This is a genomic window from Moorena sp. SIO3E8 (genome assembly GCF_010692445.1).
GTDB classification, from domain to species: Bacteria; Cyanobacteriota; Cyanobacteriia; order Cyanobacteriales; family Coleofasciculaceae; genus Moorena; species Moorena bouillonii.
Window position 1 is genome coordinate 12890 of record NZ_JAAHHM010000047.1, and the last position, 20242, is coordinate 33131.

The 20242-nt window shown below is 44.0% G+C and carries 13 protein-coding genes; 8 read left to right on the top strand and 5 right to left on the bottom strand.

Annotated features, from left to right (window positions below; all coding sequences use genetic code 11):
* Nucleotides 1–4: 4 nt before the first annotated feature.
* The 3 genes from F6K46_RS20050 to F6K46_RS20060 form a co-directional block, all read right to left on the bottom strand.
* The gene (locus tag F6K46_RS20050; protein WP_075900801.1) at nt 5–730 is read right to left on the bottom strand and encodes a hypothetical protein; all 726 of its coding nucleotides are present in this window, start codon (nt 728–730) and stop codon (nt 5–7) included.
* 42 nt (nt 731–772) lie between these two features.
* On the bottom strand, nt 773–1825 hold the full coding sequence (locus F6K46_RS20055) for a ParM/StbA family protein (protein WP_075900799.1): 1053 nt from the start codon (nt 1823–1825) through the stop codon (nt 773–775).
* 254 nt (nt 1826–2079) lie between these two features.
* Nucleotides 2080–4746, bottom strand: coding sequence for a CHAT domain-containing protein (locus F6K46_RS20060; protein WP_293060380.1), 2667 nt, complete (start codon nt 4744–4746; stop codon nt 2080–2082).
* Between the two features lie 288 nt (nt 4747–5034).
* Here F6K46_RS20060 and F6K46_RS20065 point away from each other — a divergent pair, with 288 nt between their 5' ends.
* Nucleotides 5035–5214 (top strand): hypothetical protein, encoded by a 180-nt coding sequence (locus F6K46_RS20065; RefSeq protein ID WP_293060382.1) that lies wholly within the window; start codon nt 5035–5037, stop codon nt 5212–5214.
* Between the two features lie 112 nt (nt 5215–5326).
* Here F6K46_RS20065 and F6K46_RS20070 read toward each other — a convergent pair whose 3' ends face one another.
* Nucleotides 5327–5527: a hypothetical protein gene (locus F6K46_RS20070; protein WP_293060384.1), complete on the bottom strand. Its 201-nt coding sequence runs from the start codon at nt 5525–5527 to the stop codon at nt 5327–5329.
* A gap of 789 nt (nt 5528–6316) precedes the next feature.
* Between F6K46_RS20070 and F6K46_RS20075 the strand changes: the two genes are divergently transcribed.
* Nucleotides 6317–7189, top strand: a complete 873-nt coding sequence (locus F6K46_RS20075) for a DUF4351 domain-containing protein (protein WP_070393673.1) — start codon at nt 6317–6319, stop codon at nt 7187–7189.
* A 117-nt stretch (nt 7190–7306) separates the two neighbouring features.
* Nucleotides 7307–7813: a DUF4351 domain-containing protein gene (locus F6K46_RS20080; protein WP_293060388.1), complete on the top strand. Its 507-nt coding sequence runs from the start codon at nt 7307–7309 to the stop codon at nt 7811–7813.
* 7 nt (nt 7814–7820) lie between these two features.
* Here the strand turns inward: F6K46_RS20080 and F6K46_RS20085 are convergent, their stop codons facing one another.
* Nucleotides 7821–7943, bottom strand: a complete 123-nt coding sequence (locus F6K46_RS20085) for a hypothetical protein (protein ID WP_293060391.1) — start codon at nt 7941–7943, stop codon at nt 7821–7823.
* A gap of 716 nt (nt 7944–8659) precedes the next feature.
* On the opposite strand from F6K46_RS20085, the gene F6K46_RS20090 reads away from it, so the two are divergent.
* The 5 genes from F6K46_RS20090 (at nt 8660) to F6K46_RS20110 (ending at nt 20101) form a co-directional block, all read left to right on the top strand.
* Nucleotides 8660–13162 carry a CHAT domain-containing tetratricopeptide repeat protein gene (locus F6K46_RS20090; protein WP_293060393.1) on the top strand — a complete coding sequence of 1501 codons (4503 nt, stop codon included), beginning with the start codon at nt 8660–8662 and terminating at the stop codon, nt 13160–13162.
* A gap of 27 nt (nt 13163–13189) precedes the next feature.
* Nucleotides 13190–13549 carry a hypothetical protein gene (locus F6K46_RS20095; protein ID WP_293060395.1) on the top strand — a complete coding sequence of 120 codons (360 nt, stop codon included), beginning with the start codon at nt 13190–13192 and terminating at the stop codon, nt 13547–13549.
* Nucleotides 13549–15192, top strand: coding sequence for a hypothetical protein (locus tag F6K46_RS20100; protein ID WP_293060398.1), 1644 nt, complete (start codon nt 13549–13551; stop codon nt 15190–15192). Before F6K46_RS20095 ends, F6K46_RS20100 begins: the two co-directional genes overlap by 1 nt.
* 459 nt (nt 15193–15651) lie before the next feature.
* Nucleotides 15652–18057 carry a filamentous hemagglutinin N-terminal domain-containing protein gene (locus F6K46_RS20105; RefSeq protein ID WP_293060403.1) on the top strand — a complete coding sequence of 802 codons (2406 nt, stop codon included), beginning with the start codon at nt 15652–15654 and terminating at the stop codon, nt 18055–18057.
* A gap of 28 nt (nt 18058–18085) precedes the next feature.
* The gene (locus F6K46_RS20110; RefSeq protein ID WP_293060407.1) at nt 18086–20101 is read left to right on the top strand and encodes a ShlB/FhaC/HecB family hemolysin secretion/activation protein; all 2016 of its coding nucleotides are present in this window, start codon (nt 18086–18088) and stop codon (nt 20099–20101) included.
* The last annotated feature ends 141 nt before the right edge of the window (nt 20102–20242 follow it).

The window sequence follows — 20242 nt, forward strand, 5'->3', positions numbered from 1 at the left end:
TTAATTAAAAATCCTCTAATAAAGAACCCAAGCGACTTAGTAACGGATCATCAGATTGATCAGCGTCTTTTTCCCATCCTACTTGAGCCGTAGCATCTGACTCTCTAGTCGCTTTTGCTGTGGATCCCTGTTCTGTGGCGCGAGACACATCCGTCGTACTAAAATTGGACAGCACTGTTTCTACACCAGCAACTTGCTGTTTTAAGTGTTCGAGTTGTTGATGAGAACGGTCATCGACTTGCTTGACCTGTTCGATTAATGCCATCAATTGATCATCAAGTTGTTCAGAGGATTCTTCAGTAGATAGAACTTGCTCTAATTTCCCAAGCTGCTGTTGTAACTGGGTCAATTGTTGAGTTGTATTAGAGTCTATTTCCTCAATTCGTTGAGTCAGATCAGTTAGCTGACTATTCAGTTGGCTAGGACTCTGAACGGATAACGTCTGTACCACTTCAGTTAATTGCTGCTGCAGTTGGGTTAGCTTGTCTTCAAGATTTCCAACACTTGCTGTTTCCTCGGTTGTTCCCTCGGTTGTTTCCTGGGAGGATGCTTTTTCCTGAGAGGATTCTGGTTTTAACAGAAACTCTTGGATAGCTTGCTTGCAAAACATGCTAAAGCTAGGATACTGACCCTTAGCTAGTTCTTTCTCCACTGCCTTTAGTAGGGCTTGATCCTCCCGGTTAGTGGTAAATGCTACTGTTTTATTTACTTTTTTTGCGATCGCTGCCATGGGAATTATTCCTATAATCCTACTGGATAATTACAATAAAATTTATCGAGATGCTGATTGCTTCTGCACCTCTCCATAAATGTATTGTCCCAAAGCATTCGCTTTTCGAGAGGGTTGAGCTAAGTAACCCTTGAGTCTAGCTTCCTTAAAGATAAGTTGAAGATCATTCCAGAAGAATTGTCCACCACCACCGGTCACGACTACGTCTGTGGTGCGTTCTGGTAGCCAAGCGAGCAAGCGATCAGATAGTTCACGGGCAAAACTTTTGCGCAAACTCGGTATAATTTCGTCGAGGTCTGTGGGCTGAGCAGCACCCTTAGGACGATAAAAGCGCTCTCCCTCTGGACGATTAACCGCTTTGATTAATAGTAACGATTGACTGTCAGCTCCCTGAATTTGGGTAGCTAATTGATCATAAAACTCATTCATGGCAAATGCTTCACTCTGAGATGCTCCTCTAGCAAATCGGAACGAATCTGCCATTATAAAGTCAGTGGTTTGGTGGCCAATATCCACAACGGCGACGGAACGGTCATGTAATCCGCCATCGGATGGATCGTTTTCCTGAACTTCAACCCAGATCAAGCTACCATAGCCCTCTGGTATTACCCAAACTTTCTTAATCGTAATCGAGACTTGTTCCCCTCTGTAGTACATGACATGAGGAGAAGCCAGGATACCAATTAATTCCTCTTTTTCACGCTCAAACTGCTCTTGGGAATGGTAGGGCAATCCCATGATAATTGCCAAGTCACCTTGAAGCTCGAAATGTCCTACGCAGGCAAAAACTTTTATCAAGGCATCTTCTACTTTCGATTGACCAACACCCAAGTTAGCTCCGAAGTCAGCAGCTAGTTGTCCAATGGCGTATCCTTTGCCTTGATACTCCAGCCAAATATCTAATAGAGGGTCACCCAGTCGAGCTTCAAACCCACCCCGACGCACTTGCTCAACGGTAAGATGGGCAACGTTGGCAGGAATGAGCACTACACCATCGGGGTAACGGCTGATACAAGCTTTAGTGGAGGTGCGACCTAAGTCAATGCTGAGAATAGGAACTTTGTTCACGATGGTAGCAAGCTGTTTAGCAGTCATTGGTTAGTATATAAGAGTTTGTCTAACTCAACTCACAAAAAATAGTCCGATGTTTGGAAGCCCCGTCTAGGCAAGAGCGGGGTGGGGACATTGATCAGGCTGTTTGCGATCGCTCTGGCACCAATGGCCAAAAATCCTTAGACTAGTTGTGCAACAGACGCAGGTTGACTCAAGTTGGTTGGACACTATGGCATCTAGCTATTTCATCTCATAATAGTAGAATACTGATTCATAGACCTGTTATACACCTAAGATTAAAACCAATTTCCAATTACTAGATAAGGTGCCCAATAGGCGGGGCGAGCATATTGTCCTCCTGCTTCCAGTAAAGCGATTTGAGCAGCACGAAGGGCTTGGGCTTTGTTTAAGTTTGATTGTCGCAAACCCTGGTAAAATTGGGCGGCAATTTGGGCAGTGGTTTGATCATTAATGAACCAAAGCGAGGCTAAGGCACTTCTGGCTCCTGCTTGAACAGCTACACCGGCTAAACCTAAGGCCGCTCGGTCATCACCAGTGGCAGTTCGACAGGCAGTGAGGGAGATTAACTCCACTGGCTCAGTAGTACTAGCTACGCTGCGAATTACCCGATCTAATTCATCAATGGTGAGTTGATCATTTTCCCCGGTGACTAGGAAAGTATCCTCCGGTTCAGTGCCGAATTCACCATGAGTAGCTATGTGAATAATCGGGTAAACCGTTGCACCTAATTCTTGTTGTAAGCGATCGCGGGTAAATTCCTCATCCAATAGCTGTTTGCTCTCTGGTATGGTCTGTGTCACTGCCTTAACTTCTGTGGATACATTGCTCAAGGCTTCAAATTCACGACCATCGACAATAGCTTCTTTGGTTAAGCCCAACACCAGTGCTCGCCAACTCTGAGGGGTTAATGCTTTAGGCTCAGTCAGGGTGAGGGTGGGAGTGGTTGCGATCGCATAGCGTTCAACTAAAAATTTTTCCCCGTCGTGGAGGGCTGCCATTGGCACAGTGCGTAGGATGCCATCATTGATGAAGACCAGGGTTTCTATTTGAGCTTGTTCTAATTGATTGGCAAAAGGACGAATTAACCAATTATAAATTTTTTGTGCCTGTTGGGAATTGTAAGGCTCAAAAAAGCTTTCTAGTTCTCTACGAAATTGATTAATGTCTTGTCTTATACTTTCGCGATCACTATCAATCCACTCCAATTGCTTTTCACCATTAGGCAGACTTAAAATCACTGCAGTTCGGTCTTTGAGGATAATGGTGCTAATCACAGCTGTCCGAGTACTGACTAGGTCAACTCTGGCTGGATTCACTGCTGCTAACACACAGTCGTTACCAAAATAATCTTGTAATTCTGCTAGTTTGAGACCATCAATGGTTTTCAGGACAATGTTAATATTCTGAGTACGCACATCGGGTAAAGCTGATTTTAGGAAAGTTTGATCTCCCTCTAACCTCAATGCCACTAACTGTCGGTAAATTGGGTTAACGGTGTCAAGAAAATCAAATTGGACATCTCGACTGGCAGTTAGGATATCGCTACGGATTGTTTCGAGAGTAGCGATCGCGTTTTCATAGGCTCCGATTGCCTCAGTTACTTTCCCCTGCTCCTTAAAAATCCGTGCTGTTTGCCACTCCCACAAGTACAGACTATCCTTTGCCAGCAAGTTTTGCTCAGCTGCTAACCTAGCCTGTTGGCTTAACTCTAGGGCTTTGGTATACTGGTCACGACACTCATAGATATGACCCAGTTCCCCTAGGGCAAAGGATTGGGAGCGGTGGTCATTAATCCGTTGCGCTATTCTTACGGCTTGAGCCAGGAGTGCAGTAGCCTGGGGTTCTAGTTTGGGCTGATAGCATCGTATCCAGGGACTAGTTTCATGAGCCGGAGCAATCGGTTGCAACAGGTTAGCTAACTCAATGGCAGCATAAACCTTATCCTGGGAATCTGGTAGAGTTTCCAAGAGGGAGTAGGCTTTTTGCCATTCTTTTTGCCATTTCATAACACTAGCGCTAGATTCACTAAGGCGGTAGTACAGGGGAATCTCATTAAGCCTTGCCCGGATTTGACCGGATTGGTCGTTTTGAGTAATAGCAATATCGAGGCTTTTATGAAAATACTTTAGTGCTTCGCTATCGTTATTTTTAGCTTTTGCTTCGAGTGCCAAAGCCTTTCTTGTGTAGCCGATTTTTTCAGCAGAGTTTGCCCGACGATAGCTGAGCTGAGCTTTGCTACTGTAGGCATTTCCTAAACTATTCAGGGCTGAGGATTGATAGGGAAGGTGGTCAATTTCTTGGGCAATAGTTAAGCTCTCTTCGAGATAGTTAATGGCTAGATCGTACTTGCCCCTGAGGCGATAAGCATCCCCTAAACTCCCCAGAGCCGCAGCAACTCCAAGTTGGTCTTGATGGCTGTGAGCCAGTTGTAAAGCACTTTCTGGCACACAGGGGTTATCTTGGGGGTAATCGTAATTAATGGTACCACATAATAATGCGATCGCTTTTTGATTTTGCCCCAATTTACTATAAGCTTGAGCCAGTTCGGTAAGCATCCGCCCTACCTGTTGTAAATCCCCCAGTTGCTGATAATTAGTGATAACTTTTTCCCAGTAGTTAATGGCTTGGTCGATTTGACCAATTTGCTGATAAGCTCTCGCTAAGTTTTCTAGAACAATAGTTTGGTTAGGGCGGTTGTTGGTTTGTTGATAAGTAGTCAGGGCAGTTTGCCAATATTCTATAGCGCTAGTAAAATCTCCCAGTTGGTAGCGTTCCACCCCTTGTTGGACAAGTTGGCTAGCATCAGGGGATTGAGCTGTGGCTGGGTTTCCCACTTGCAGTTGCCAGGTGGTAGCGGGAACATGACCGAGCCACAGGGTAATGGTGACGCTGGATAGGAAAAGAAGTCCTAGAACGGTTCGGACACTGGATTGGCGGCTCATGGGAGAATGCCAGTTGCAGATTTAAATGATAGCAAAGGGAGTAGGGAGTCGGGAGTCGGGAGTCGGGAATCGGGAGTAGGTTTTTACATTTAGGGTCAAAGGGGGAGTGTGGGGGGAGAACAGAGAACAACAGAGAAAAGGAGAGAGGGGTAGTTTTTTTGTGTAAGGGCGATTTCGTCAGATCCGATCACAGGGAAATGGGGAGAAGGGCAGAAGGAAAGAATTGTCTCGGTAATTATTGGGTGTTGCTGATTCTGGGTATGGTTTAGCCCCCCTAGCCCCCCAATTTTGGGGGGAACAAAACTCTCTTGCGTCTCCCGATTCCTGATTCCCGATTCCCGATTCCCAATTCCCAATTCCCAATTCCCGATTCCCGATTCCCGATTCCCGATTCCCGATTCCCGATTCCCGATTCCCAATTCCCAATTCCCAATTCCCAATTCCCAATTCCCAATTCTTAATTCTTAATTCAAAAAAAAATAGCCGTAGAAATACTATCCACGGCTATGGCAATCACATATGTCAGAAATTTCCGAAACCCTTGGCCCCCGGGGGGAAAACCCCCCAGAAAGTTAAGGTGTTATGGCAACAACCAATACTTGGTCATAGTAGTAACTACTTCTCCTGGAATATCGGTCGGTTCTAGAGGAGTCCACTCCGCGATTTCTGCATAACCTAGGGAATAAAGCATGTGCATACTATTGATTACTGATTCACGAGGACCTTTGAGAGTGTGCTGAGTCGGTTTTTTCTTGAAATTGCGAGTAAATTGTTCTGACATTGTGAAAAACTCCAACTTGGTTAATATTGATTATTGTAATGATTACATTTTTAATTTTCAAGGGTTTTAAAAAGTTTTTTTGTGGGAGTTTTAGGATTAGTTAAAAAAAACTATTGCATAGAAATTAGAAAGCATACATTAGCGTTTATTTAGGGTGTATCTCACTTTTGTAAATTTTGCGTAGTGCGTTAGGGGTGGGCTCGCCCTGATTTTCTGCCTCTTTGCCACCATTGAAATAGCCCACCCCGTAACGCACCACCGAGTCAAACAGCTTTTAGGAAATGCACCCTTTATTTAAGACACATGTCAGTTTGGTTAATTCCTTTTAGATCCCCCTAAATCCCCCTTAATAAGGGGGACTTTTGAATCTCGTTGCCCCTGACTAATAGAAAAATAGAGATTTAACTTAAATAAGTTAGTACCATGTTTAGCGAATAATACGTTAAAAAAAATACTTTAATTCAATTAATTTTATGGTTAATAACTGTGATAAAATATAAAAAATACCCCAACAATAGCAATCATTTTACCTGGGTTGTAAACCCCGACATTTCGTTAATGATTGTCGGGGTTTACTGGGAATTTAAAGAGTGAGTTAAGTGCCCAATATTTCCGACATACCTTTCCCTGGCTTTAGCGATGCAGCGCCTTCACACGGGGGTTTCCTCCACTCGCTATTGCATCAAGAATTGAAGATGATTTGGGATAGGTTCGAGTCGTCGAATTTGTGGCTCTTAACCCTCTTTTCGATTAGTTAACCAGAATTGACTTAGTTAGATCAGATGTGTAATGACTTACGACAGTACCCTCAAATATTTAGTTGAACAATATCCCCAAGCCTTTACCCGTTGGTTATTTAACCAAGAACCAGCAGAGGATATCGAAATTCTCAACACCGAATTAAGCACAGAACCAATTCGGGCAGATGCCTTGTTTTTTGTGCGAGTTGCTGATGCTATTTTGCATCTGGAATTTCAAACCCTACCCCAATCTGAACCTCCCTTACCCCTGCGGATGCTGGATTATTGGGTCAGGTTATATCGACAATATCGCTGTGATATTGAACAGGTAATAATATTCCTGAAACCAACCCGATTAGCGGGAGTATTTGTGAATCAATTTACCGAGAGGAACCTATCCTTCCGCTACCGAGTGATTCGGATTTGGGAATGTGATCCACAACCATTACTAACCACCCCAGGGTTACTACCCTTGGCAGTATTAGCACAAGCGGAAGTGCCAGAAAACCTGCTATCCCAAGTAGCAGCCAGAATCGATATGATTGAAGATAGACAACAGCAGCGTAACCTATCTGCTTGCGTGCAACTGTTGGCTGGAGTGAAATTTGATGAACAGTTAATTCAAGCTTATTTTCGGGAGGATATGATGCAAGAGTCAGTAGTTTATCAACGGATTATTCGCCAAGGATTAGAGCAAGGATTAGAGCAGGGATTAGAACAAGGGTTAGAACAAGGAAAGCGCAATGAGCTTAATTTAATTATCCGTCAAATTAGCCGTCGCTTAGGTGAAATCAATCCCCAATTACAAAATCAAATTGAGAAATTATCCTTTGACCAGTTGGAGGATTTAGGAGAAGCGTTGTTAGATTTTGAAACCGAAGTGGATTTGACCAATTGGTTGAACCAGTTAATGGATACGTAACATCCGGTTAGGTGTCCCATTCAGCCGTCAGCTGAATGGGACACCTATGAACTTTAAAAATATTGTTTTTTTACAGATAAGTTTTATCAAAAAAAGTAGCGTTTATATCTGCTTTTTTTGAACACGCTTATTGCTAGCATGCCTATTCCCTATTCCCTACTCCCTGTTCCCTGCTCCCTGTTCCCTGTTCCCTGTTCCCTGTTCCCTTTGGTATATATGATTGAAGACAGACAACAGCAGCGTAACCTATCTGCTTGCGTGCAACTGTTGGCTGGGGTGAAATTTGATGAACAGTTAATTCAAGCTTATTTTCGGGAGGATATGATGCAAGAGTCAGTAGTTTATCAACGAATTATTCGCCAAGGATTAGAACAAGGATTAGAACAAGGGTTAGAACAGGGATTAGAACGGGGATTAGAACAGGGATTAGAACAAGGAAAGCGCAATGAGCTTAATTTAATTATCCGTCAAATTAACCGTCGTCTAGGTGAAATCAATCCCCAATTACAAAATCAAATTGAGAAATTATCCTTTGAGCAGTTGGAGGATTTAGGAGAAGCGTTGTTAGATTTTGAAACCGAAGTGGATTTGACCAATTGGTTGAACCAGTTAACGGATAAGTAACATCCGGTTAGGTGTCGCATTCAGCTATAGCAATTCTACGACTGGTGAGGTACAAATATCTGGTTTTTAGGGAGCAGGGAGCAGGGAGCAGGGAGCAGGTAAGAGAGAAGAAGCAAAAGCCAATAGTCAAACAGTTATGTGTACCTCATGAGTCCTAGAAACGCTATAGCTGATAGCTATTAGCTGATAGCTTACCTTGCCTATTGCTAGCATGCCTATTGCTAGCATGCCTATTGCCTGCTCCCTGCTCCCTGCTCCCTATTCCCTATTCCCTCTTACCATGTGAGGAAATGGGACTCGTTAAGAACAAAACAGTACCGGGTTTTAATACACTCGTACTACTAAATTAGCAACAAGTACTATTTACTGAGAAATTAGTACTGTTAAATGATAAACAAGTACAGTTTAACGAAAAACTAGTACTTGTTTGTTATACACCAGTACTAGTTAACGAAAACGAGTACTAGTATGTGAGAAACGGGTACCCGTTTGTTATACACCAGTACTAGTTTGTTATACACCAGTACTAGTTAACGAGAAACGAGTACTGGTATGTGATAAACGAGTACTAGTTTGCGGTTAATGGGTACTCGTTTGCGGTTAATGGGTACTCGTGTGTTAGATATTAATACAGCACTACCCACTTCTGACTTCAGACTTCAGACTTCTGACTTCAGACTTCAGACTTCTGACTTGTTAGGAATGCTATAATTTACAAGGTTCTGCCTCTTGCCTTTTCCTAAGGGATAGCAGCAGACAGTTTGGCCAATGGCGGAAGATTGGTAAATCCAGGGTGCTTTCAATAAGTCGAATTTTTGAATAACTATTGTATAGCAGTGGATGGCAATGGCTGACAACACATCTGATGCCCAACTTGACTTTCTCTTACAGGTACTACAAGCAACTGCAGACAGTAATGGTGATCAGCAGGTAGTTTACCCATTACTGGCAGCAAATATAGACAAAATTAATCAGACTTTAGCAGAAAAGTTGCGGGATTGGGCAACACGTAAGCTGGCGGAAGCGAAACCAGATGAAGCAAAATTACTAGCAGCAGGTATTTTATTTCTCAGCTATCTAATCCAGCAATTCCCCTTGGGTGACCAAGCCAGCAATATAGAAATTGCCATCACTGGCTATGAAGTCGCCCTAACTGTTTTCACCCGTGAAGCTTTTCCGATTGATTGGGCATCGACACAAACTAATATCGGTAATGCTTACTATCACCGAATAAAAGGGGAGAAAGCACAGAATATAGAAGAGGCCATCGCTTGTTGGCAACAGGCTCTTACCGTTTTTACCTTTGAGGCATTTCCTGAATATTGGGCAAGGACACAAACTAATCTCGGTAATGCTTACCGTGACCGAATAAAAGGTGAAAAAGCACAGAAGATAGAAGAAGCGATCGCTTGTTACCAACAGGCTCTTAGAGTATTAACCTTTGAGGCATTTCCTGATGAGTGGGCAAAGACACAATATAATCTCGGTATTGCTTACGCTCACCGAATAAAAGGTGATAAAGCAGAGAAGATAGAAGATGCCATCCCTTGTTTCCAACAGGCTCTAAGAGTATTAACCTTTGAGGCATTTCCTTATGAGTGGGCATTGACAAAAACTAATCTCGGTGGTGCTTACTATCACCGAATCAAAGGGGAGAAAGCACAGAAGATAGAACAAGCCATCCCTTGTTTCCAACAGGCTCTTAGAGTATTAACCTTTGAGGCATTTCCTGATGAGTGGGCAATGACACAAAATAATCTCGGTCTTGCTTACGGTGAGCGAATCAAAGGGGAGAAAGCACAGAATATAGAAGTTGCTATCGCTTGCTACCAAGAAGCTCTAAGAGTATTAACCTTTGAGGCATTTCCTGATGAGTGGGCATCGACAAAATATAATCTCGGTATTGCTTACTATGACCGAATCAAAGGGGAGAAAGCACAGAAGATAGAAGTTGCTATCGCTTGCTACCAAGAAGCTCTAAGAGTATTAACCTTTAGACATCTCCAAAAATTAACCTCAAACCCTAGGAATGCCTGGGTCAAAACCGAGTTTATGGAGATGTATTTTGAGGCATTTCCTTATGAGTGGGCAAGGACAAAATATAATCTCGGTATTGCTTACTATGACCGAATCAAAGGGGAGAAAGCACAGAAGATAGAAGAAGCGATCGCTTGTTTCCAAAAGGCTCTTATAGTTTATACCTTTGAGGCATTTCCGATTGAGTGGGCAAGGACACAAACTAATCTCGGTATTGCTTACGATGAGAGAATCAAAGGGGATAAAGGACAGAAGATAGAAGAAGCGATCGCTTGTTTCCAAGAAGCTCTTATAGTTACAACCTTTGAGGCATTTCCGATTGAGTGGGCAACGACACAAAATAATCTCGGTAATGCTTACGGTGACCGAATAAAAGGTCAGAAGGCAGAGAATATAGAAGAAGCAATCGCTTGTTACCAACAGGCTCTTAGAGTCAGAACCTTTGAGGCATTTCCGATTGATTGGGCAATGACACAAAATAATCTCGGTCTTGCTTACAATAACCGAATCATAGGTCAGAAGGCACAGAATATAGAAGAAGCGATCGCTTGTTACCAACAGGCTCTTAGAGTTAGAACCTTTGAGGCATTTCCGATTGATTGGGCAATGACACAAAATAATCTCGGTCTTGCTTACAATAACCGAATCATAGGTCAGAAGGCACAGAATATAGAAGAAGCGATCGCTTGTTTCCAACAGGCTCTTAGAGTCAGAACCTTTGAAGCATTTCCGATTGATTGGACAATGACACAAAATAATCTTGGTCTTGCTTACAATAACCGAATAAAAGGGGAGAAGGCACAGAATAGTGAAGAAGCGATCGCTTGTTACCAACAGGCTCTTAGAGTCAGAACCTTTGAAGCATTTCCGATTGAGTGGGCAATGACTCAACACAATCTAGGTTTTGCTTACAATAACCGAATAAAAGGTGAGAAAGCACAGAATAGTGAAGAAGCGATCGCTTGTTACCAACAGGCTCTTAGAGTCAGAACCTTTGAGGCATTTCCGATTGAGTGGGCAATGACACAAAATAATCTCGGTGCTGCTTACGGTGACCGAATCAAAGGGGAGAAAGCAGAGAATATAGAACAAGCCATCGCTTGTTTACAACAGGCTCTTAGAGTTTATACCTTTGAGGCATTTCCGATTGAGTGGGCAAATAAACAAAATAATCTCGGTGCTGCTTACTATCACCGAATAAAAGGTGAGAAAGCACAGAATATAGAACAAGCCATCGCTTGTTTACAACAGGCTCTTAGAGTCAGAACCTTTGAGGCATTTCCTATTGAGTGGGCATCGACACAAAATAATCTCGGTGCTGCTTACGGTGACCGAATAAAAGGTGAGAAAGCACAGAATATAGAAGAAGCCATCGCTTGTTACCAACAGGCTCTTAGAGTTTATACCTTTGAGGCATTTCCGATTGATTGGGCAACGACACAAACTAATCTCGGTATTGCTTACGGTGACCGAAAAAAAGGGGAGAAAGCACAGAATATAAAACAAGCCATCGCTTGTTACCAACAGGCTCTTAGAGTCAGTACCTTTGAGGCATTTCCCCAAGACTATCTAGATACTAACAATAACCTTGGTTTTGCTTACCGAGATGCTCAAAATTTCCGGGAAGCTTACAAGGCTTTTGATGCTGCAATTAAAACAGTAGAATTCCTGCGAGATGAAATTAGTTCTGGTTCTGGAGTAGAAGAATACAAGACTAAACTAGCTGAAAAAAACCACCGAAGCTATCAAGGCATGGTATTAACTTGCCTAGACTTAACTAATATCACTGAAGCCATTGACTATGTTGAACGGAGCAAAACCGGCAATTTAGTTGAAGAGATTCTCAGCCGTGACCTGAAAACCATCTTTCCCGCAGATGTTGTTACTCAACTAGAACAATACAGGGATGAAATAGCCATAGGTCAATATAAAATCCAGCATGGCAAAGCTGAAAATATAAAAGTCTTAGCACAACGTCTTCAAGAATTGCGACAACAGCGCAATGATTTACAAGACCAACATTTACGTATCGGTTCTAGCTTTAACTTTGAGGAATTTCAGAACAAATTAGATGACCACACTGCCATTATAGAGTTTTATATTACAGGGGATAAGCTGCTCAGTTTCATCTTTACCAGCGAAACTCAACAACCCATAGTTTGGCAATCTGAGCCACAAGACTTAGACAAATTGGTAAAGTGGATAAATGGATATTTAAGAGCTTACAATAATCATAAAACCTGGCTAAGCAACCGAAAATATCCAAAAGAATCGCCTTGGCAGTGCCACCTGAATACTCGCCTCCATCTGTTGGCAAAAATTATTCACATAGATGAAGTTATTCAGCAAATACCCCCAGAGTGCGATCGCTTAATTTTAATCCCCCATTTGTATTTACATTTGTTGCCGCTTCATGCCTTACCGATTAACAGTCAGCAGGGAGAAGGTAAATCTGAAATTATGATGGATCGCTTTCCAGCAGGGGTAAGTTACGCCCCTAGCTGTCAACTACTGCAACTTACTCAAACCAGAAAACGCCCCGACTTTATCCAGCTGTTTGCGGTTCAAAATCCCACTGCTGATTTGGTTTACACTAATATCGGAGTAGAAGTGATTAAAGGCTACTTCAATCCACCACCAGATACAGAAGTCCTCGTGGAAAACGCTGCCACCAAAGCCGCCATAGATAGCAAACCTCTCAACACTTACCACTGTGTCCATTTTAGCTGTCACGGTTACTTTAATCTTAACCAGCCTCAGAAATCGGCCTTAATCCTGGCAGATTCCCACTTTAGCCCTGCACCGGCTAAACTCAATCCAGAACAACATCTACCTTTGGATGACGGTGAAGTAATTGACTTAGACAAATGCCTCACCTTAGATGCAGTCTTTGCCCTAAAATTAGAAAAATGTCGCCTTGTCACCCTTTCTGCTTGCGAAACGGGATTAGTCAAGTTGAATAACGTCAGCGACGAATACATTGGTTTACCCAGTGGTTTTATAGTTGCGGGTAGTCCAGCTGTGGTTAGTAGCCTATGGAAAGTGAACGAATTGTCTACGGCGTTGTTGATGATTAAATTTTATGAGAATCTACGAAACCAGATGTCCTTAGCAGTTGCCCTTAATAAAGCGCAATTCTGGCTGCGGGATGTGACTAAGGAAGAATTACAGCAGTGGGCAAGCCATTTGCCCTTGAGTCGGAATCACCGAGGACAGTTAGGCGACTGGTTTTATAAGCTGGGTTCTATGGAAAAACCTTTTCAAGAACCCTATCATTGGGCAGCTTTCTGTGCAATTGGTAAATGGTCTTGAACATTGATTAAATTTGGAAGATTGAGAATGACATTTGCACAAAAAAACGTCAAGGCGTTTATCCACTTACTACAAAACACTCCAGGACTGTTTAATACTCAAGACAGACAAACTCTCGCGGAAAAAATTCCAGAAGATATAGAGGAAATATCGGAATTAATCTTGGATTGGTGCGACGAACAACTACCAGAAATTAATGATGCTTTGCAGCAAGTACGTAGAAGTTTTCCAGATGATGAACCAATCAAAGAGCTGGGACCTGGAGGCACTTTCCCCACTCCTGAAACTAAAGCCGAAGACGAAAAAAACCTACGGGAAACCCTGATTAATGAGCTCCGCAAGAGTTCTCCCCCAGAAACCAAAAAACCCAACACTCCCAAAGGCTGATGACTGACACCACCTTGCGACTCAAAAACCCCAGCGTCACCCTTTATGCCTTCCATCTCTGCCAAGACTTAAGCCAAGAACTGGGACAGTTGCGACCGGATGCGGATCAGTTGTGGCAACACTGTGCTAACCTCAGCGAACCCCTAGGTATCCCAGAGCTGAAATCTTTACCTGAAAAAATACCATCCCCTCTAAGCCAAACAGCAATTACAAGCCGTTACGTAGAGTTACTCCCAGGGAATGCTGCCTTAACCAACACTGCACCACTGCAACTAGCAGGGTCTCCCCTAACCGTCCACGTCTATCCGGTTAAAATTCATGATACCTATGCCCTTGACCTAACCCTGTTTTGCCAGAATACCGTTGCAGCCAGTGAATTTAGTCACTTCAATCCCGAAGGGTGCCTCCTAGCCAGCACCATTCAAGCTTCTTTAGGACAAACCTTAGTGCTCTATGGCGAACCAGTGGGCACTCCCGATGAAGATAGAACGTTAGCCGATGCCTGTGTGGATGGTTTTTTCCAGGGAACCGACCAAAAACCCCAATTTACCGCATCTGGGAAGTTATTTGGTAGCCCAATATTTGCCTATGACAACGGTAAAGAGAAACCAACGGAGCAATGTCACGTTCTGGTCTGGTTAAACCGTCACCCAGAAACCTTAAACCTGGTTGAAAAGACTTCCTTGTCATTTTTCAATCTATTGTGCTGTCGCAGTAAAATCCTGTTTGCTTATCATGAAGCCCGTTGGTGTTATCGCCAAACTAGAGCACTCTATGGGCAACTGGAACAAGAGGTTAAAGGTTTCAAGGAATTGGCAACGAAGGGAGAAACAGGCATTACGGAAAGGGCACCGGGAGGGGAACAAAACTCTCAAAGTCCCCCAAAATTGGGGGATTTAGGGGGCTTGACCAAAACTAAGCGATCGCCCATTGATACTTCAATTCAGCAACGTCCAGAAACACGGCTAGAGCAACTGAAGCAGAAACTGACCGACATGCCATCCAAGACCGTTGAGTATGCTGGTTATCTGCGAGACATGGAGGATCACAACAATGCGATCGCTACCAATGCCCACAACTATGACTACTGGCTAAACAAAATCTGTGAACATAGTCTCGAAGACGATAGTATCAAGTTTTTGGAAGACTTCCTCAACCAAAGAACTAAACGGTTTGAAAAACAGATTGAAACCGACCTGAATTATCTCAAACCCGGTCAGCAACTATTTGACCAGATGCTTGGTAGTATCCGAGGCATCGTGGACATTGAGCAGGCAGAATGCGATCGCGCTTTGGAAAAAGCCCTCAGAGATAAGGAGAAGGCTGATCAAGCCCGAGAAAAACAATTAGAGTCAATTCGGCATCAGGAACAGAAAGCTGCTGAAGAACGAGAAAAAAATTTAGAACGTTGGATTACCCTGGTCGGTACTGGTTTAGCGGTCAGTGGTATTTCGTCCCAAACCGATGCTAAACCGGTAGAGTCTGTTATCGCCCAACTATTCTCGAAAGAATCCTTAGATTGCCCCACCGCTGGTGTTACACCTTGCTTGACTTACAGTGTCGTGTTTGTGGTAGTTCATGTGTTAGTTGGTTTAATCGCTGCGTTAATTATGGATCGAATTATCAAATTGGTATCAAAATGAGTACTCAAGGGAACAGGGAACAGGGAACAGGGAATAGGGAGTAGGGAGCAGGGAGCAGGGAGCAGGGAGCAGATGGATTTTTGAGCGCTTTACACAAGTTAATACAGCGATGCATCAAGACAGAGAATTACTATATTTTTGTCCAGCTACTTACAACCTGAAAAGCTTTTGTAGTAAACTTTTGCCTTTTGCCTCTTGCCTCTTGCCTTGCGCGTAGCGCTATAACTATCAGGTACACAGGATGGTTTTCCCTCTTACCTGCTCCCGTCTTGATGCAGTCGCTCATGGGGGAAACCCCCAAGACCGCGCTGCATCGCTGCTCCCTGCTCCCTGCTCCCTGTTTTAGAGATAATAATTACAGCCATAAAATTATTACTTACTTGTTAAGGAATCGGTGCTTTGATCAAACAAACTAGGCTGAGTCGGTGCTCGCAATTGGGATTGGTAAGTACAGTAGGCATGGCAAGTTCACTAACACTGTCACTGTTAATCCCATCTACTAGTAATCAAGCCCATGCTCAGAGCAATATCGTACCAGATGATACCTTGGGAGCTAATGGTTCGGTGGTGATTCCTGATGCTTCTGTAAAGGGATTGCCAGCAGAATTAATTGAAGGAGGAGTTCAACGGGGAGTTAACCTATTCCACAGTTTTCAAGAATTCAATGTCTCAGAAGGGTTGCGGGTTTATTTAGCTAATCCAGCTGGAATTGAGAATATCCTGTCGCGGGTGACCGGAATTAATCCCAGCGATATTCAAGGAACCTTGGGAGTAGATGGCGCAGCTAACCTGTTTTTACTCAATCCCAATGGGATTATATTTGGGTCGAATGCCAGGTTGGATGTGGAGGGTTCATTTGTAGGAAGTACGGCGAATGCGTACGCATGGGGAGACGATGGATATTTTAGTGCCACCGAACCAGAAACTAGCCGTTTACTAACCATTAATCCCGGAGCATTGTTTTTTAATCAGGTTGCTTCTGTCTCAGGGAATATTATCAATACTGGCACCTTGGCAGTGGGGAAAGATTTAACCCTTTCCGGATTGAATCTAGATTTACAGGGTCAGCTATCCGCTGGGGGGAATTTGACCCTATCGGCCATGGAAACCCTAAAGATCCGGGATAGCATCGCGCTACCTTTTGTGGCAGCAGCTGGGGAGAAACTATTGCTTGAGGGTAACCAAAGAGTAGATATATTGGCTTTGACTCATCCGGATAGTGGGTTGTTTTCACTAGGGGATATGGTGTTGCGTTCCAGTAGCCCAATTAGAGGGGATACCCACTATTGGAGTGGAGGAAATTTTAGCATTGAAGACATAGATGGAACTTTGGGTGATTTGTCAAGTCCCAATGACCCGATTATTCGCTCAGCGGGGGATGTCAGTTTTAAAAGTTATAAAGGTGCTTCCCTACACATTTTCGCCGGTGGTTCGGTAACGGTTGATAATGTCAAGATTACAGGCTCTGATCCCGCAAATAATATTCAGGAAACCGTCACCCTATCCGATGACACCACCACCATATCAATAGATGGTAGTAGTCGCCCCACCCTAGATATTAGGGCTGGCACCACAGCTATCGGTAACCCGAGTGAAATTCCTGGCAATCCCATGGCTGAGCAACTGGTGTTGTCGGAGCCTCCAACCACGGCAACTATTAAGATTGGCCAGGTAATGATTGAGCCGCCCAATGGTCAGGTGTTTATCACCAATCAATACCAACCCAATTCCGCTGTGACTGGTTCGATTGAGGTAACCACAATTAATACCAGTAGTGAAGTCGGAAATGCCGGGGATGTGATTATTGACTCCGGTAAAGATATCATCCTCATTGGTACTAATAGCTTTACTGATGATCAGGGCTTGATTGTCGCTAATACTTCTGGTCCTCGGCAGGGGGGTCAAATCAAGCTGGTGGCAAACCAGGAGATTTTGTTGAGGGATGACTTCTTCGTCATAAGTGATACTGAAGGTTCAGGTAATGGCGGTGAAATTACGATTGAGGCTGAGTCGGTTACTGTCACAGATGGAGCAGTGGTTGGCACCCGTACCTTGGGAAAAGGAGATGCGGGTTCGGTAAGGATTAAGACACAACGGTTACTGGTGGAGGATGGAGCACAGGTTAGCGTCAGTACCTTTGGAAAAGGAAATGCCGGAAATTTGACCATCGAGGCCAAAGAATTGGTGCAAGTCACTGATAAATCCGCCGATGGTAACTTTGACAGCGGTATATTTGCCCAAGCTAATCCAGACTCAACCGGAGATGGGGGTAACTTGATTATTAAGACACAACAGTTACTGCTTAAGGATGGAGCACAGGTTAGCGTCAGTACCTTTGCACAAGGAGATGCAGGAAATTTAACCATCAAGGCCAAAGAACCGGTGCAAGTCATTGGTAAATCCCCCGATGGTAAGTTTCCCAGCGGTATATTTGCTCAAGCTTTCAAAGACTCAACGGGAAAGGGGGGTTCATTGAATATTAATACACAACTGTTACTGGTTGTCGATGGAGGACTGGTTGGCACCACTATCGACGCCAGCGTGATCGAAAACAGCCTGACCTTCTTACCAGACAATCAGATTGACACCACTACTTTGCTGTCCAATAGCTGCATTTTCCGCAGTCGGGAGCAACCAGGTAGCTTCATCATTACTGGCAGCGGTGGAAAACCCACTGCTCCAGGAAGTGCTAGGATTTCACCCTTTGCCACTGGCACCGTGCGCACCATACCCAGTGATGGTAGCTCTAGCCGGAGCACCCAAGCGGATCGCCCTTGGCAAATCGGTGATCCGATTGTAGAACCTCAAAAGGTATATCGACTCCCAGATGGACGGCTAGTTTTGAGTCGCGAGTGTGTAGAATAATTCCTGCACTAGCTAATGTGAAACTTTCATGGGTGTTTATCTAATTTGGAGATGGATGGCGATTGCGCTACGGCCACGCTATGGCATGTGGCAGCCACCACCAAAGGCATACCCCCTGAAGGCAAAGGCAGGTTTTGGTGTGTCTAGTTTTGGTGTTTCTATCTTAGTGATCTCAGCTCTAAATGGGATGGCTCAATCTACGATTCCTAATTCATCTAATTCTCCCCTTCCGATTACTTCCGCATCTGGGTCATCGCTACTAGACTCTACTGCTGAAGCTACCTCTACTCGACCGCCACCTCAGGTTAGATGTCCCGTTGAAAACATCGGGTCAGAATTAATAGGAAGACAGGGAGAGGGAGAGACAGGGAGAGAGTTTTGGCCTATTTGTCAAGATTTTCGATATAAATCAAGACTTACGCAAAGCCCCCTAAATCCCCCAATTCTGGGGGACTTTGAAATCATTACCCCCCCAAATTGGGGGGTTAGGGGGGCAAAACCAACTAAACTTCGTAAGCCCTATAAATCTTTATATCAAACCGATGCTACCGGAGTTGATCTTATCGCTTCATCCGGTCAGCGTTTCCTTGTCAAAACTGTAGAAGTGCTCGGTAACACCGTTTTACAAGAACAGATTACAGAATTAATTGAAGAAATTGAAAACCAGGAAGTCACCTTTGAAGATTTAATTGAACTGCGCTCTAAAATTACTCAACTGTATATTAACAACGGTTACGTTACCTCTGGTGCATTTTTACTGAATAATCAAGCACTGGACAGTGGCACTGTGCAAATACAGGTTGTTGAGGGTGAGCTAGAACGAATTGAACTGAATGGATTAAACCGTCTGCGACCTGACTATGTACTCCGTCCCCTAGAAATTGCTACTACTAAACCCTTAAATCAGCAACGCCTAGTCAAAGCACTGCAACTGCTGCAGCTAGACCCCTTAATCGAACGAGTGAATGTGGAATTGACCGCAGGGAGCACTCCCGGTCGTAATATATTACAGGTGACACTAAAAGAAGCCCCAGCCTTTCACACCGGTGTCAAAACAGAAAACAACCGTTCTCCCAGTATTGGTTCAACCCAAGTCAGTGTATTTGCTGCTCATGATAATCTATTGGGATTTGGCGATCGCATTCGTGGGGAATACGGTCTAACCGAAGGACTCGACATTTACGATATTCGGTATACCATCCCCATCAATGCTCGTAAAGGAACCCTGAGCTTGGGCTACAGTAATAGTGAGAATCGCCTTGTTTCCGAGAATTTCCAGGATTTAAACATTAGAGGTGAAACCCAGAACTATTCCCTCAGTTTCCGTCAGCCCTTATTGCGATCGCCAGAGACTGAATTCGCTGTGGGCTTAGGCTTAGACCTGCGTCACCGACAAACCTTCATACTCGATGACATTCCCTTGTCCTTCTCTGAAGCAACCGCAGATGGTACATCCAAGGTCACAGTAATTCGGCTGTTTCAAGATTGGGTCAAGCGCAGTCCAGAACGAGTATTAGCCGCCCGCTCCCAGTTTAGTCTAGGAATTGATGCCTTTGATGCCACCATTAGTGACTCAAGTCCTGATGGGCGTTTCTTTACCTGGGTCGGACAATTTCAGTGGGTGGAGCAATTATCACCATCTATTCTGCTGATCAGCCGAATTAATACTCAACTCACCCCAGATTCCTTACTATCCCTAGAAAAGTTCAGTGTAGGTGGTAGAGATACCGTCAGAGGCTATCGACAAAATCAAATCATTGCTGATAATGGCATCTTGGGGGGAGTAGAGGCACGTATTATGCTCACCTCAGACTCCAGACTACAATTAACCCCTTTCTTTGAAATCGGTACAGCCTGGAATAATCAAGGACTTGACCCCAAGCCTGCCACCATTGCTGGTGTAGGATTAGGCTTACGTTGGCAGATCGGATCGGGATTTAATCTCCGTCTCGACTATGGTATTCCCCTGATCGGGGTAGATAATCCGGGGGACTCACTGCAAGACAATGGCATTTACTTTACCGTAGACTACCAGCCCTTTTAGTAAGCTCTCACGGATTTAAATTGTGAAAGTCGGGAGATGGGGAGATGGGGAGATGGAGAGATAGATGTAGGGTGGGCAGTGCATCAGCAAGATAATATCAGCACGCCATAGTCAATAGACCTCTTGCAAAAATATTTTGAG

Excerpts from the sequence above, each read along its gene's own strand:
- F6K46_RS20095 (WP_293060395.1), top strand. The coding sequence starts at position 13,190 with ATGACATTTGCACAAAAAAACGTCAAGGCGTTTATCCACTTACTACAA.
- F6K46_RS20055 (WP_075900799.1), bottom strand. The coding sequence starts at position 1,825 with ATGACTGCTAAACAGCTTGCTACCATCGTGAACAAAGTTCCTATTCTC.
- F6K46_RS20060 (WP_293060380.1), bottom strand. The coding sequence starts at position 4,746 with ATGAGCCGCCAATCCAGTGTCCGAACCGTTCTAGGACTTCTTTTCCTA.
- F6K46_RS20100 (WP_293060398.1), top strand. The coding sequence starts at position 13,549 with ATGACTGACACCACCTTGCGACTCAAAAACCCCAGCGTCACCCTTTAT.
- F6K46_RS20050 (WP_075900801.1), bottom strand. The coding sequence starts at position 730 with ATGGCAGCGATCGCAAAAAAAGTAAATAAAACAGTAGCATTTACCACT.
- F6K46_RS20090 (WP_293060393.1), top strand. The coding sequence starts at position 8,660 with ATGGCTGACAACACATCTGATGCCCAACTTGACTTTCTCTTACAGGTA.
- F6K46_RS20075 (WP_070393673.1), top strand. The coding sequence starts at position 6,317 with ATGACTTACGACAGTACCCTCAAATATTTAGTTGAACAATATCCCCAA.
- F6K46_RS20105 (WP_293060403.1), top strand. The coding sequence starts at position 15,652 with ATGGCAAGTTCACTAACACTGTCACTGTTAATCCCATCTACTAGTAAT.
- F6K46_RS20070 (WP_293060384.1), bottom strand. The coding sequence starts at position 5,527 with ATGTCAGAACAATTTACTCGCAATTTCAAGAAAAAACCGACTCAGCAC.
- F6K46_RS20110 (WP_293060407.1), top strand. The coding sequence starts at position 18,086 with ATGGGTGTTTATCTAATTTGGAGATGGATGGCGATTGCGCTACGGCCA.